This window comes from Bradyrhizobium sp. i1.15.2 (genome assembly GCF_040548425.1).
GTDB classification, from domain to species: domain Bacteria; phylum Pseudomonadota; class Alphaproteobacteria; order Rhizobiales; family Xanthobacteraceae; genus Bradyrhizobium; species Bradyrhizobium canariense.
This window is the reverse complement of the sequence record NZ_JBEPRQ010000009.1, coordinates 233,839-248,632: the sequence shown is the minus strand read 5'-3', so window position 1 is coordinate 248,632 and position 14,794 is coordinate 233,839. Positions and strand designations below refer to the sequence as shown.

Genomic DNA, 14,794 nt, shown 5'->3' with positions numbered 1-14,794 from the left:
TGAGTTCATCGCGCTCCTCGGCGGCGCGGCGGCAATCCGACCACTCGGCGCGCATGCGGAGCGTCCGCCAGAGCGCATCCTCTATTTCACATACTGAACCTCCTCCGAATGGGTGGACACCTGTAGTAGGCTTGTTGAGCCCGGAGGTGTCGAATGGAACGTCAACGTCGGTCGTTTACGGAGGAGTACAAGCGCCAGGCCAAGGAGCTCGGTCTGCGCGACTCGGTATTGCGACGCTGGGTAGATAAGCTCCGGCAGGAGCCGGCATCGGCGGCGTGGCGCTCCACCACGCAGGCGACGCCGATGTCGGCGGACCAGGCTTCGGAGATCTCCCGCCTGCGCCAGGAGAACGAGCGGCTGCGCATGGAGCGCAACATTTTAAAAAAGTCGATCGCGATCTTCGCCGGAACCCGGACATGAGCTTTCGCTTCATCGAGGATCACCGCGAGACCTATCCGGTACGCTTGATGTGCGCGGTGCTCGAGGTCTCACCGGCCGGTTATTATGCCTGGCGCGAGCGGCCGGTGAGCGAGCGGGCAAAATCCAATGCCGCGCTCCTGGCTGTGATCCGGCAGATCCATCGGGACAGCAGCGGCCGCTACGGCAGCCCCCGCGTCCATGCCGTCCTGCGGGCGCAGGGACGCGATACCAGCCGCGGCCGGGTCGAGCGAATGATGCAACGACACGGTATCCGCGCCATCATGGCGCCGCCGCGCCGGGTGCGCACCACGGACAGCCGCCACGACCTGCCGATCGCACCGAACCTGATCGCGCGCGACTTCACGGCGGATGCGTCAAACCGGGTCTGGCTGGCTGATATCACCTACATCCCGACCGCGGAGGGGTGGCTGTACCTTGCTGCCGTCATGGATCTCTTCAGCCGGAAGATCGTCGGCTGGGCCATGCGGGATCATATGCAGGTCGAACTCGCATCCGCGGCCCTGAAAATGGCGATCCAGCAGCAACGGCCCCAGGCTGGGTTGATCCATCACTCCGATCGCGGCGTGCAGTATGCCTCACGCGCCTATCGTGATGCTCTTACCGACGCCGACATCACCGCATCCATGAGCCGCAAGGCCGATTGCTACGACAACGCCCCGATGGAGAGCTTCTTCCATACCTTGAAGACCGAGCTCGTCCATCATCGCGACTACAACACCCGCGCCGAGGCTCAGCGCGATATCTTCGCCTTCATCGAGGGCTTCTACAACCGAACCAGGCTCCATTCCGCCATCGGATATATCGCCCCGATCGAAATGGAGCTAAAAGTCGCTTAAACCCGTCCACTTTTTCGGGGGAAGATCATACTCCGCCGGCTACCGGCATGATGTCATACCGCTTTCCAAGGTAATCCTGACCCAGCTCGGAAGCAATTCGGGTGCCTTTGAAGTCATTGCAACGGAAGACACGTCCGAATTTTCTACCGAAAACCTCGAGCGCTACGCGGCGGTGATGTTCTACACAACCGGAGAACTTCCGATGAGCGCCGCGCAAAAGAGAGCTCTTCTCAAGTTTGTGCGCTCGGGCCGCGGGTTCCTCGGGGTTCATTCGGCGACGGACACATTCTACACTTGGCCGGACTATCTCGATCTGGTCGGCGGCTACTTCAATGGTTATCCTTGACATCAGGCCGTGAAGATCGAGGTGGTTGATCCTGGCGATCCCCTGGTGGCTTTTCTCGGGAATTCGTTGCAAGTCGAGGACGAGATCTACCAAATCAGCGACTTCGACTATCGTGGTTCACGCGTGCTCCTGCGTCTCGACCCAAGCTCGGGGACCTTGGCAAGACCGACGTGCATCAACGTTTCTATGGCTGGCCTCTCACCTGGACCCGATTCTATGGCGAGGGACGAGTATTTTATTCGGCGCTAGGCCACGAGCCGTCAGTTTGGCAGGACGCCCGCTACCAGCGAATCCTCACGAACGCTATCCTCTGGTCTATGCGAAGGTCGCCCTAGGAGACGCCGCCGCACTTCGCATTTGCGCCACCGCCGGATTCGTCGGGTGGTGTCCGTGCCAGAGGTTCGGACGGTCTTGGTCTGCGACCTTCCGTTCCGGGTCATAAGCGGTCCTGGACCGGTTGCTTGTGGCAGGTCGGCAATGGCCAAAAGGCGGCTTAGCAACCCACGTTCGCTCACGCTCCCGGCGCTTCGGGTTTCAGATAGACGGTCAGACAACAACAACAAATGGCAAGTCCAACCAGAGGATATTTAAGCGCAACACCCGCGGCCAGCCCAAAAAGGCATAGAGTTACGATCGGTCGGACACGCATGAGACCCTGCGCACCTTCGGCGGCGTATCATCGACCGGGGCGCGGTCGATGAGCTCCAAGATCAAAAATATATAGGTCGCGTTCACCAGGAAGAATACTGCCGCGTAGAAGGCAACCGGCTGCGGGGCTAATTCGCTCACGGCCATCCAAGCGGTTGAGAGCGGAAGCAACGATACAGAAAACAAATGCGCGAAATTAAACCACATCAGGCGGGGCGTGGCATCTGTCGCATAGCGCATGAGATGATGGTGATTAGCCCAAACAACGGCGATGAACAGGTAGCTCACAGCATAGCTTAGCCATGTAGGCCAGAGCGCAAGCAACGCTTGGAAGGTCGGCTGCTCCGGCGGCGGAGTTCTAAGACCAATACTGTGATAAGGACAGCGAACACGCCGTCGGAAAACGCGCTCAGTCGCTCCGGGGTCGCTCTAGCGCGGGGCACCGCAGGCCTCCACCGTTCCACTGCCTTGCGATTGCAACAGAAACGATAATCGGGCCAGACCGAAGAAGCAACCCCAAGCTCCGAGGAGGTTGCCACCACTAACGGAGTGGCCTCAACGCATGTCTCCTGCGGGTCAAAATGCGAAGAACTCAGCCTGAGCAAATCTTGTCTTCCATGCCTCAATAAGCGGACCTCTAGAGCGATGCTGCCTCTTCGCTGAGGCCCACAAGCGGCATTCCCAAGCAAGCTCAAACCGGAACAGCGAAGTAGACGGTCCTGCCATTCAGCAGTAGCATTCTGTCGCTTAGGTGGAGGGCGATCCGTGACGTTGAACAGACGAGAGACGCTAAAGATTTCCGCAGGAGCACTTCTCGCACCGGCGCTGGCACCGAGACTCGCGGCGGGACAATCTGCCCGCACGATTGTGTTGTTGGGCACCACCGGCGGTCCGCCCTTGCAGGTTGGGCGAGCTGCACCTTCAAATGCCATTGTAGCCGGGGGCTCCCTTTACGTTATTGTTGTGGCAACGGCGTTGCCCGACAGATCGTGCAAGCTGGTCTTGGGCTAAACGCGTTAAAAAGCATTTTCATTACGCATCAGCATTCGGACCACAATCTAGACTACGGGCCGAGACTTACTTGAAGTTTGAATTTAGCGTCGCGTTTGACAGTCAGGTCCGCAATGGGTCTTGGCTGTGTAAAAAATGCAGCGCCGCACAAATTACAGAGAAAAGCATTCCTTCAGAAGCCTGTTCCGGGAGCGTGAGGAGCATACTGAACTGCGACGCCGCTCCATCTGAGAAGCAGATTCTCCGCGCTACGCGAGATTTCACGTTTTCACGCAGCCAGGGTCAAAACGCGAAGCGCAGAGCCCGAGCAGGTCTAGTCGGCTATTCTTACTGAACAAGCAGTCAGCGAAAGACGTAGCTACATCGCCTACGGGCCAGATGCATCGCCGCCCACGGTGACGTGTCGGCGCTGCCGTGCAAGAGCAACCACACGGGGCGAATCCGTGAAGACGGCGGTTGCCGCTTCCCGCTCGATTCCGCCCCCAATCAACAACATCCGAAACACATCGTGACTGAAGTAATTGCATACGCAGCAATTTGACGGCGGCCGGGGCTTGCTTCAGTTCGTTCTGTATCCGGAACGAACTGAAGGAAAGTCGCTGGCGTTGCAGATTTACAACCCGCACAGCCGACCGAAATACTAAGCTCGGCCATTGAGACAACCGAAACATATTTCATTCTTAGTTCAATATGGTCAGCGGGGACGAACGATGTTTGATATCTATCGCAATGACAAGCGCGGCTTGCTCGTTCTAAGTACAGGCTCTGCCGTACCTGCGCTTTACTCTGCACATACCTGGCGCAAGAGCAGAAAACGAGTTCTCAACGTTAGCAACGAAATCAAGTCAGCCGTTCAGGCACAAGGCTATTACATCCGCAGCCTGCGGGCCACTAAGGAACGAATGATCTACGTCAAGTAGGTCGGCGGCCGGTGTTCCCCATTTGCAAATCTCTATGACATCGGCAGGAGCCAATCCGCCAAGATCGCGCTTCGTCCACTGTCGACGCCCGCGCTTCGATGCCACGGGCAAGTCTGTTTGGTTGGCTGGGACTGATCGCCGCTTGCTCGGGTTCGAACAATGACCGCCAACGTGACCGCGCGCTTTCCGACGGAGGTGAACGCCCGAGTCCGGTGATGTCCCAGGGTGGAAGGTCGACGCAGCAGCCAGCGGCCCTTTTCGCCATCCGGACGAATTTAGCGCTAAAACTTCGACACCGGGGCTGGCCCGATATTTTACTTGTCCATTTTGACCCGGTGCTTTTCCACCGCGTGGACCGGCGGCCTCGCTTAGAAGTCTCAGATAACCTGCCGACGGTTTGCAGTGATCGCTCACGATTGCGTAGCTCACCCTCACGTGCTGCCAAGCTGCTGAAGTCCTCCACGGCGGAAATGTACTCCGCCGTCCCCCTTGCTGTTTGAACCAACTCACAGACGCACACCTCCCGCTGCAAAATGCAGTCGCGAACTTGCCAGGGCGTAGCGAGGACGAGACGGCGTCGAGCTGGGGTTCGGTGACATTTTCGAAGTGAGAAGCCGGCAGCGCCACATCGGGTTGACTATCCCCTTCACTCGGCCAGTTCGCATGATCCGCGTTAACCCTGTCTTTGATCTTCTCCCATAGCAGCGCTTCCCGGTTCACCTCTGCCGCTAAGGGGCCTTATTGGACCTTTGCAATCCGTCCTTGATTTCTGGAGCTCATTTCTAAGAGGATTTGAGTGAGGTTTCTCGTTCGGAGGGCGTGAAATCAGATGAGAGTAGCTCTCTTCCTAATTGGCCTCGGTACACTCGCCGTGATGGAGCTCGAGGCGCCCCCGCGCATCACAGAGCCTGTGAACGAGCCGCCGGCTCTCGCAACGGTCGGATTACGTCCCTCACACGATACACTGACCAAGGCAGACCGGCTCGAAACTCCGCAACTCCAAGCGCCACCGCAGCCACTTTCCTCGAGCGAACTAAAGGATCCGCCGGACCACATTGCGATCGTTGCACCAGCACATTCGAAGATCATCGAGCAGAAAGGCAACGCAAGCGGAAAATCCGCGATCATGCTGCCCAGGCCTCGGCCCCGCCACGGAATTTCCAAGGCAAGCGCAGGCGCCAGTCGCGCCAAACCAATCGCGGAGGCAAAGCCGTGCCTGTCAGGTGCCTTCGATGGCGTTTTGAAAGCATTAAACCTGCAGACGCGATGCCAGACCTAGAGCATGGATTCCTCTACGTTGGGACGACAGCTGATGGCAACCCGCGGCTCCCGCCGCATGTGTCAGAGCAAATACGCCGCGACGAGGAAATCCGACCGCCTCGCCCCGACGAGCGTGGATCCGTTGTCGCCGCGCGGAAGTGGTTGTCCGCGGAATTCATCACGCTCGTTGTTGGACTGGCAATCGGCCTGGCTTTCGTCGCAAGTTTCGTCCTGTTTCGCGATGCTCAATTGAAGGGGAAATCGATCGACAGAGCGGCTGCGAAGGCATTGGTCGAGCGCATTATCATAGCCGAGTCCAACGGTGACCCGAATGCAAGGAACAAGCGGTCGAGCGCCGCCGGCGCCGCCCAGTTTCTCGATGATACGTGGCTCGAAGCCGTTCGAAGGCACCGACGCGATCTGATCAAGGGCCGCAGCGACAAGGAAGTCTTGGACTTGCGCGGAGATGCCGAGCTTACGCGCGACGTTGCCGCACGGCTGGTCGAGCAACATGCCGCGATGCTGACCAAGCGCAGTCTGCCGGCCACGCCCGGTTCTCTCTACCTCGCCCATTTCGCGGGACCGGCGGGAGCCGTGGCGCTATTTTCCGGCGCAGAAACTGCCGATGCTGCTTCAGTTATGGCCGCCGCTGACATAACGGGTCGAACCACACGCGAAAAGCTGGTCAAGGCGAACGCGTTCCTCAAGGCGACGACCGTCGGCGATGTTAAGAGCTGGGCCGATCGCAAAATGGCAGTAGGCACTCGGCCTGGCCGTTAGCGGCTCAGATAACTACGCGATTTGCGGTCGCGAAGCTCTCGGCTGGAAGCCAGCTCGGTAGCCGATCCATAGCGTTCAGGACGGCGCTTGCCAGATCTCACCTGACGCAACCTCATCGATGAGGGAACCGGCGGCAGCGCCGCGGCTTGCCCGTCGCGATAACCACCATGTCCCCGTACCGCAGCGCCGGCGATGGCGTCCGCCGCTCCGCTTTCTGAGGAGACCCACTTTTGCCGATCAAGATGAAGGTCAGTGAGGTCTTCGGCGAACTGTGATTGTTGTGCAAAGGGGCAGCCGATGAACTGATCTGATTGCCGGCACGATCAGAGGCCCTTCAGTTCACGCTGGCGCGCCTCCTGCACACGGCTGTGATGCGCATTGTGTGAAGTAGTTCACAAGCGGCAAGTATCACCGAGCGTAGCGTGTACGCTTCCACTGGAGGGAAGCGCAATGAAGTGGAAATTGGCAACCTATCGAATGCTCGCGCTGACCGCCGTTGTTTTGATGGCGGCTGGTACTACTATGGCGATCGGTACTCCTCGTGGAGTCTATGAACCGATGTTGGGAACCGATTGGCAATGCACCCGGACCATGCTGCTCGTGACCACCTGTGCTCACTCAAGCAGTAGATCGGAATAAACTCCGGATGCTTGCAGGCGCACGCAGGGCGACGCTCATACCTATTTAGAAGGGAGACTGAGCGTGTTTGCAGACCACAGAACGGTCCAGGTAGTCCTCAGCCTCAGCTCTGTCGGGTCCCTCAGGGCTCTTTGACAGCCCTCCTTACCAGGTTGTCACTGGCGGTGCGGCGGTACGGCAGAGACATTAAAGCATTATAGGAACAGACATTGAAAGGTGAAGAACCGTAGCCCCGGCGATGGCGCCTGGCTGTCACGGCGGCTGCATTAGTCAAGACAGCTTTGCTGACCGATTCTTCAAAGCCGAGCGACTAAATACCAGTAGCTTTTATTCCACGAGAACTCCAAATTTCGTGAATTAGATGGCTCGCTTTTTATTGGGGGACATTGCGATGGCAAACCTATCGTTTCCCGTGAAGCTTTTCGTGGCTTGTTTGCTTTTTATGCAGCGAAGGCGCATCAGGACCACAACCACGATGGCGAACATCGCTTACTGAACCTGTTTGGAATCTATGAAAGACATTCCCGCGAATTTGCTTCAGCTATGGGCAGACCGCGCTTGAACTGCTCGGTCCCGAAATCGTTGGCGCCCTACTTGGCCCGCGCGCCCAGCAGATCGTAGATGGCAGCGCACAATATGACCATGCAAGCGACTTTCTCCGCTCCTCAGAGACATAGAGCGAAGGGACGCACTGACGATTGGTAGCCTGTCGGCGAACCAATGACGTGAGGAGGCCAGTCGCTCCGCACCGGTCTCGATCCACTAGCGGATAACCGCGCCGATGGCGTGAACCGCAGGGCCTCTCGCTCAGGCCGGATCTACGAATCCCCCTAGATGCGATGTGCCTTCGCAGGCTTGTATCTCCGCCCGAGGGTATTGAATTGCGGCTCTGTGATCTACCTCCAATTGCAACTTTTTCCCAAATGGTGCAGTATTGGGTTTTCATCCCGGCCCGCATTTTAGGAATCCAATGGGTGTCAAATTTGTACTGGCGAAGCTCCTCGAAGCGGAGCTTAACGCACGAGGCGTGAGATCCATACCGTCATCAGACTGCGTCGACATCGTGCATCGTTTGTTGGAACAGCTCACCGAAATAGAGCTTACCTTGGCCGCGCGCGAGGTAGATGAACAGTCTCGACGCTAGGCTCTTGATCGGAGCGCATCTTCATAAGGTGGCGCGATCAGCGCTTATGCGTTTTTTTTTGCGGAAAGAACATTGATTAATGACTAAGCCAGATTGCGTAATAGTTCGGGCCTATGGACGACAGTTGGATCAGCTCCGCTCAGAGGCGGCCCGGATATCAAAAGGAAGGAAGATCGACTGGTGGGTAGAACGTGCGGACTCCGGGACCCGATTCTGTTTCGAGGACACCGACACAACGAAAGCGTTCGCTTCTATCTGCGAGAGCTTAGCGATCCCCTGCCGCGACGTCTAACTCGCGTCGCTCGGGGTCTCGGATCAACCACCACGGCTCCCGCGCATCGTTCTGCCAAAGTCCGGCCAACAGAGAGTCCGAACGCTTTTCAATAGGCATGAAAACTACTAGTCTTCCGCGGCAGTGAAATTCGATCGGAGCATAACCACACAAGAGTCAACGGAGGATGCCATGGCGAAGAGAGCAATAACGCTCGGGGGTGGTGGACCGGCGGCAGGGCTGCACATCGGGGTTCTGGAAGCTCTCACCGCACACAACATAACGTTCGATGTCTGGGCACTGTCCTGCATCGGCGCATGGGTCGGGATCGTCTACAACCAATGGGACGATCATGAAGACAAAGTCGAAAAGACTCACCAATTCTTCAGGAATGGCGTCTTTCGGGACGACGAAAGCTATAAGCGTTTTCCCATAAACACAGTCTTCGGTCCGGATTGGCGCAGCAACATAAAGGCGCTGAACAACTTCGTCAGCGATTCCGACAACTATAAGGACTTCCTATGGGATCCATACCGGATGATGGACGTCTTCCAGGACTCGATGGAGATTTTGTTCAATCAGCTGCCTGACAGAGACAGAAAAAAGAAGTTCACAAGATTGGATGAAGGGGATTTCAATAGATGGATTCTCAATCAAGCGATGGCAACCAATCCCTTCATCCGTTATTTGACGTCCTTAATGTACCTTTCCAAAGTCAACGGCCTGTCAAGGATCAACTATCCAGATAGCGAGTTCATGAAGGGGATAGATTTCGAACAGCTGAAAAAGCCTGGAAAACCAGTAATCTTCCATAACGCCTGGAACCTTGATCAGCAGAAGCTCGCATTATTTTCCAATCGTCCCATGAAAAGGGCGAGCGGAAAGTTTATGTTTGAGGGCCCTATCGACGCAAGCACCTTGTGTGCGTGTTCAGCTCTTCCCTTCGTCGAAGGTACCGTAGAGATTGGCGGAGTGACCTACTGCGAAGGGGCGCTTGTCGATACCGTCAACTTCGAAAGTTTGCTGGAGGAGCACCCGGAGCTGGAAGAGATATGGGTGAGCCGGATTGTCGATTCAAAGCAAATCCGCAAGCCGGAGAATCTTCATGACGCGCTGGCAAATCTTTGCCAATTGTTCGCCTCGACGGTTGGCGAAGATGACGTCAAGCTTTTCAAATACCACATCCGGTGTGACAAAAAATCGAAACAGGAGGAGGCAAGGGACAAGAAACTCAAGATCATAGAGATTCACGTTCCGGGTCACATCAATTTCAAATGGAATCACAGCAATCTCGATAATGGACGCAAGCTGGGAAAGGCCGCTGCGGAGCAGGCGCTCGAGGCATTCGGAAAGCATGAGGCGCGACCTGCGCACAACGGGCCGCATTTCATCAACGAGAAGCCAGAGGGGTCAGCTTGGCAAAGCGTGTGCGAATATCACAAGGAGCTGAAGCGAGCCGCTGCATAAAGGCTCGAGCATCATTGGAAGGGCGGAAGTCTTCCGAACGGAAATCCTCGACCTCGGATAATGATTTGAGGCCAATCATCCGGGCCTGACGCAACGAACCGGCGTTTTGCGATAGTCACCGCAGCTTGTCGAGCAGCGCCTTCGCCTGCTTCATATCTCTCGTGTCGAAGCCCTCGGTGAAGGAGTCATAGATCGGCGCAAGTAAATCGAGCGCCTGCTCGCGTTGTTGCTGATCGATGCATAGCGCGGCAAGGTCTGTCGCGGCCCGAAGCTCAAGGGCCTTGGCGCGTTGCCCCCTTGCCATGGCCAATGCCTGTTCGATCAGTGACTGTGCCACAGCCTCGACATCTGGTCCGCCGCGGCCTATTAGCACCCGTGCTTTGAGTCGGTACAACTCGGCTTCCAAAATTCGTTCGCTGTTGCGGGTACTTATAGCGAGGCCCGACTCGATCAACTCCAGCGCGGGCTCGTAGTCTCGATCAATCAACAGGCGCTGACACAAAAGTACCAAGAGCGCGGTAATGGCCAACTGATAACCTGCGTGACGATACTCGTCCAACGCAGGACGGATTTCTCCGAGCGCGTTGGGTGAGGGATCGAGCGATGCCATGCATATGCCGCGAACGGCGCGGGCCAAACGCCACTGCCGGAATCCATGCTCCTCTGATAAGGCGATACAGCGCTCGGCATAACTTTGCGCTATCAGGAATTCGCCGCGGAGAGCTTGGAGAATGCAGGCATAATAAAAAGCGTATGCCTGCGAATGCGGATGGCCAATGGCATCCGCGCGCTGAATTGCAGCGTCCATTCGCATAATGGCCGTATCGTCGCGGCCAAGTAGCCACAGTGGCCACGACATCAGCGCAAGGTCGGCCACGCCGGCATCCTGGCCGGCCACACGCGCTGCCAGTCTATCCTCCTCGCTGCTCGCCTCGAAGGCTTCGAAAGCCCGTTCGATCGCTTCCTGGGCTCCGGTGATCTGTCCCATGAACAGGCGGATCATCGCCTGCCCGCGCATCGCATTGAGCAAGGCTGGCCGGTCGCCGCGCGTTTGGGAGAGATGAAGCAAAGCGGCGATCGTTTCCTGGGCCAGCGGCAGCTCACCGCGAATGACGCTCGCAGTGGTTAGCCAGAACATGACCTGAAGTTGCTCGGGAGGATCTCGCAGGCGCTCGCACAGCTCTCGCGCGCGGGTAAAGGTAGCCATCGCCTTGTTGGAGGCCGGCCCTTGGGTAGCGATCAGGCAGGGGCCTAAAGCGAACTGGAGGTCAAGTTCAAGCCTGTCGTTTCGTGCGTCATCGGGCCGATGGCTCGTGGCCTCGATCCCTCGTTGCAAGTGCGCAATGGCCTCAAGATTGGCGGAGCGCGTGGCTGCCTTCTTGCCGGCTTGCAACCAGTATGCCTCCGCTTTTTCGAACAGTCCGGCCTCAGTGAGATGGTGCGCGAGCGTTTCGGGCTGAGCATCCACAATTTCCGGGAACCGTTGCTCGAAGGCCTGCGCGATCGTGGCATGCAGCGCTGCGCGTCGGCTCTTCAGGAGCCCTGAATAGGCAGCGTCCCGCACAAGTGCATGCTTGAAGGTATACACCGCCTGCGGTAACTCGCCGCGGCGGAAGATCAACTCCGATCGGACCAACTGGGCAAGAGCCTCCTCCAGTCTCTCTCTTGGCAACCCGGCCACCGTGCTCAGCAGTTCGTACGAAAACTCGCGACCCACCACGGCGCCGACCTGAGCTACCTCCCTTACCGGGGCCAATCGATCGAGTCTGGCCATTAGCGATGCCTGTAACGTGGTCGGAATCGCCATCGCTGGCAGAGGGCGGCTTAGGGTGTAATGATCGTCCTGCTCTTGCAAGAACCCGGTTTCGAGCACGGTCTTGGTCAGCTCCTCTACGAACAGAGGCACGCCATCAGTGCGGGCGAGTATCTGATCCAAAACCTCCTTCGGGAGCGCCTTGCCGGCGGTGACCCGCTCGATCAACGCCGCTCCGTTGCGACGGTTAAGTCGCGTCAAAGAGAGCGTCGTAACATGCGCATGACCAGGCCAAGGCGGCGTGAATTCCGGTCTCGCGGTGATGAGCAGCAGCACCCGAAGCCGCGGTACTTGTTCCAAGGTCATCGTCAGGAGCTCGAGAGAAGTCGGATCCGCCCAATGGACATCCTCAACAATGACGAACACTGGTTGCAGTGCTGCCAGGCTTTTCAGCTGAGCCAATAGCGCCCCTAATGTCATTTCTTTGCGCTTTTGCGGGCTCAGCTCCTGCAGTCGGTAACGCTCACCGAGTGGCAAGGACAAAAGATTGGCCAGAGGCACTACGCGATCTGCGTCAGCTCCGGATCGACCGAGCAGGACCTCAAGCTTGGCGAATTTAGCCGTCGGCGAATCACTCCGCTCGAACCGGGCGGCTCGTTCGAGTTGCCGGATAAACGGGTACAACGCACTATTAGTATGATGCGCCGAGCAGAATTGGCGCACCGTGATGTGCTCCTCTCCTTGCAGCCGCTCGTCGAGCGCCAAGGCGATATGCGATTTACCGATGCCCGCCTCTCCGGTAAGCATTACTGCGCAACCCTCGCCGCTCATGGCGCGCTGCCAGCGACGCAACAGCAACTCGATCTCCTCCTCGCGTCCAATTGGCTGCGTCAACTGAGTTTTGTGCTGGGCCTCGAAGCGGCTGTCGATGCCGGTAGTGCCCAGCACCTGCCATGCTTGTGTTGGCTCCGCCCAACCTTTCAGGATGACCGGGCCAAGATTCCGGAATTCAAAATGTCCTTCGGTTAGCCGGTGAGTACTCTCGCAGATCAGGACGGCGCCCGAATCGGCGAGCGTCTGCAAGCGCGCAGCTAAATTTGGTGTTTCGCCAATAACCGCCTGCTCTTTCGCCGCACCTTCTCCCGTCAAATCGCCTACGACCACCATCCCGGTAGCAATCCCGACGCGGACTCGAAGTTGCGTGGACGGGAATGTCTGGAGGTTGGCCACGGCATCGACCAGCGCCAGCCCGGCGCGCGCCGCTTGCTCGGCATCATCCTCGTGGGCATGTGGATAACCGAAATAGGCGAGCACTCCGTCGCCCATGTATCGCGCGATGATACCCTCATTCCGAGCGATCACCTCCGCAATGCAGCTGTGGTAGGCGCCAACAACCCCTCGCAAATCTTCGGGATCAAGACGGGCCGAGAGCGCCGACGAGCCGACCAGATCACAAAACATAACCGTGAGTTGACGCCGCTCGGCTCCGTCCCGCGCCGCCTTGCCGCCCGCTTGAGGCGTGCGCGCAATGTCGCCCTTGAGCTCCGTGATAGCACGCAACATCTTGCGGCGATGGCCGAGCAGGACACCGAGGTCCTTCAGGTCCTGCTCGGTGAGATCCCCAACAACTGATAGGTCAATGGCGTTCTCGCCAAAGCGCTGAGCGTACTCTCCCAAACCGATCGATGATAGCCATTCTGCAATACCGGACATGGCACACCTATTGGCTGTTATAATTAGCATAGCACGTCAAGAACGTAAGCGTAGGCACATCTGAGACGAAGGCATGAAGCCCGGAATCTTCCCGCAACGCAAAACCGGCACTCCTCCTGGCTCAGGGTCGGCGCGGTCAAGCACGGTCTCTGAAGGTCCATCGTGGCGTTCGCTTGATGCCGATCACCTTCCGCTCTTCCACGTCTGAGGCGCCAGAAGCGGAAGCCGTAGCGCCGGAGATGCAGGCATTTGAAGGCACTGGCCATCGAAATCGATGGCGCCCGGGATCAATGGCGAGCGTCGTCGTTCCCCGAAATGCGATGCTTGCCAAAAATAAGGCAGTGCTTGCGGCGGCTCATCTGTTCGCCGTGAGGAACGATTGCATCAGCCCCGCTTTAGCCGTCCGCACCTTCAAGAGTTTGATCGGGGATTTGCGATACCCGGCCGTCGATCGAAGGACCGGTCCAATACGTATCCTTCTCGTTGTGCCCACGGTTTCCGAACCACGTCTCGAGCCTGTCTCACCACGATGAGATCAAGGACGCCAAGGCTTGAGATGACCCACTACTGTGGAGGCGCTGTTCTCTTACCGGAGGGCAGCTTAACTCCCCGACCTCGCGCCCTGATAGCCCGCCATCTTGGTCGTTTGATGTTTTGACGATACGAGAGGAAGAGCAAGTCCAGGTTGAGCAATGCGCCAGCATCAGCGTAGTTTTAATCGGTCGAACCGCTCCCCAGCGTGTTTTGTTGGAGCAGGACAGCTTCACGCTCGTCGAAATGCTCGTCGTGATTACCATCATAGGTCTCGTCGTCGGTCTGGTGGGCCCGCGTGTGCTCAACCATCTGTCGGAATCGAAAACCAAAGCGGCCAGGATTCAGATCGAGAGCTTTGCGCAAGCGCTCGACCTGTACTATCTCGACAATGGCTCATATCCGGCGACGGGTGTTGGATTGGCCGTGCTCGTGCAGAAGCCAAACAACGTCGAACGCTGGAACGGGCCTTACTTGAAAGGCAGCGTGGTTCCGAACGATCCTTGGGGCAAGCCATATGAGTATGCATCTCCGGGGACGCATGGGCTAGCCTACGACCTGGCGTCCTTTGGAGCCGACGGTCGCGAAGGAGGCACCGAGCAGGCAGCCGATATCGCTAACTGGCAGAAATAGTGAGCGCCGCACCGTGGCCGCGAGCGCGTCCTCTGCGTCCAGGACGACATCGTCCGCGTTACGCGTCCTTGCGAACTTCATCCGGCCGGGATAGTCCCCGAGCCGACTAGCCGAGCGAGTTGATGATTTCCCGATAGGCGGCTTCGGGAAACGCCTTCAACGTGCGCGTCCGAACGTTTCCCTGCATCCCCAGCTGCAGGCTGAAACGCGCCGCGACCGCGTCGTCCGGGGCTTCCAGGATCACGACCATGTCATAGTCACCCATGGTCAGGAAGAAGGATTTGATCTCGCCGCTCATATCCTTGAGAGCCTTCTTCGCAGCGTCCAGACGGCGTGGCGAGTCCTTCGCCTTCTAGATGCCTTGCTCGGTCCAATTTGCAAGCATGACATAGGTGGTCATT

8 protein-coding genes and 2 pseudogenes are annotated in these 14,794 nt (G+C 57.8%); 7 read left to right on the top strand and 3 right to left on the bottom strand.

The window, feature by feature from the left end:
- Positions 1-153 precede the first annotated feature (153 nt).
- The 3 genes from ABIB80_RS19230 to ABIB80_RS19220 all read left to right on the top strand — a co-directional run bounded on the left by ABIB80_RS19230 (position 154) and on the right by ABIB80_RS19220 (position 1,958).
- Positions 154-1,277 (top strand): IS3 family transposase gene (locus ABIB80_RS19230; RefSeq protein WP_088941190.1). Its coding sequence is split into 2 segments (ribosomal slippage): positions 154-397 and positions 397-1,277, totalling 1,125 coding nucleotides; the frame shifts between segments, so codons are not numbered across the junction.
- 55 nt (positions 1,278-1,332) lie between these two features.
- The gene (locus tag ABIB80_RS19225; RefSeq protein ID WP_083869976.1) at positions 1,333-1,623 is read left to right on the top strand and encodes a ThuA domain-containing protein; all 291 of its coding nucleotides are present in this window, start codon (positions 1,333-1,335) and stop codon (positions 1,621-1,623) included.
- Between the two features lie 170 nt (positions 1,624-1,793).
- Complete coding sequence (locus ABIB80_RS19220; protein ID WP_083869974.1) at positions 1,794-1,958, top strand: ThuA domain-containing protein; 165 nt, start codon at positions 1,794-1,796, stop codon at positions 1,956-1,958.
- Positions 1,959-2,250: 292 nt separating this feature from the next.
- Here ABIB80_RS19220 and ABIB80_RS19215 read toward each other — a convergent pair.
- Positions 2,251-3,203: pseudogene (locus ABIB80_RS19215) on the bottom strand (TMEM175 family protein).
- A 789-nt stretch (positions 3,204-3,992) separates the two neighbouring features.
- On the opposite strand from ABIB80_RS19215, the gene ABIB80_RS19210 reads away from it, so the two are divergent.
- From ABIB80_RS19210 to ABIB80_RS19200, 3 genes are all read left to right on the top strand, one after another.
- Positions 3,993-4,202 (top strand): hypothetical protein, encoded by a 210-nt coding sequence (locus tag ABIB80_RS19210; protein ID WP_007601166.1) that lies wholly within the window; start codon positions 3,993-3,995, stop codon positions 4,200-4,202.
- 1,422 nt (positions 4,203-5,624) lie between these two features.
- Positions 5,625-6,242, top strand: a complete 618-nt coding sequence (locus ABIB80_RS19205; protein ID WP_157158655.1) for a lysozyme family protein — start codon at positions 5,625-5,627, stop codon at positions 6,240-6,242.
- Between the two features lie 2,246 nt (positions 6,243-8,488).
- Complete coding sequence (locus ABIB80_RS19200; protein WP_007601160.1) at positions 8,489-9,763, top strand: patatin-like phospholipase family protein; 1,275 nt, start codon at positions 8,489-8,491, stop codon at positions 9,761-9,763.
- Between the two features lie 115 nt (positions 9,764-9,878).
- On the opposite strand, the gene ABIB80_RS19195 is transcribed toward ABIB80_RS19200, so the two are convergent.
- The gene (locus tag ABIB80_RS19195) at positions 9,879-13,229 is read right to left on the bottom strand and encodes an AAA family ATPase (protein WP_007601159.1); all 3,351 of its coding nucleotides are present in this window, start codon (positions 13,227-13,229) and stop codon (positions 9,879-9,881) included.
- A gap of 747 nt (positions 13,230-13,976) precedes the next feature.
- Between ABIB80_RS19195 and gspG the strand changes: the two genes are divergently transcribed.
- Positions 13,977-14,393, top strand: a complete 417-nt coding sequence (gene gspG, locus ABIB80_RS19190) for a type II secretion system major pseudopilin GspG (protein ID WP_256375810.1) — start codon at positions 13,977-13,979, stop codon at positions 14,391-14,393.
- Positions 14,394-14,499: 106 nt separating this feature from the next.
- Here the strand turns inward: gspG and ABIB80_RS19185 are convergent.
- Positions 14,500-14,793 (bottom strand): annotated as a pseudogene (locus ABIB80_RS19185) (GYD domain-containing protein).
- Position 14,794 lies beyond the last annotated feature (1 nt).

Excerpts from the sequence above, each read along its gene's own strand:
- ABIB80_RS19210 (WP_007601166.1), top strand. The coding sequence starts at position 3,993 with ATGTTTGATATCTATCGCAATGACAAGCGCGGCTTGCTCGTTCTAAGT.
- ABIB80_RS19200 (WP_007601160.1), top strand. The coding sequence starts at position 8,489 with ATGGCGAAGAGAGCAATAACGCTCGGGGGTGGTGGACCGGCGGCAGGG.
- ABIB80_RS19195 (WP_007601159.1), bottom strand. The coding sequence starts at position 13,229 with ATGTCCGGTATTGCAGAATGGCTATCATCGATCGGTTTGGGAGAGTAC.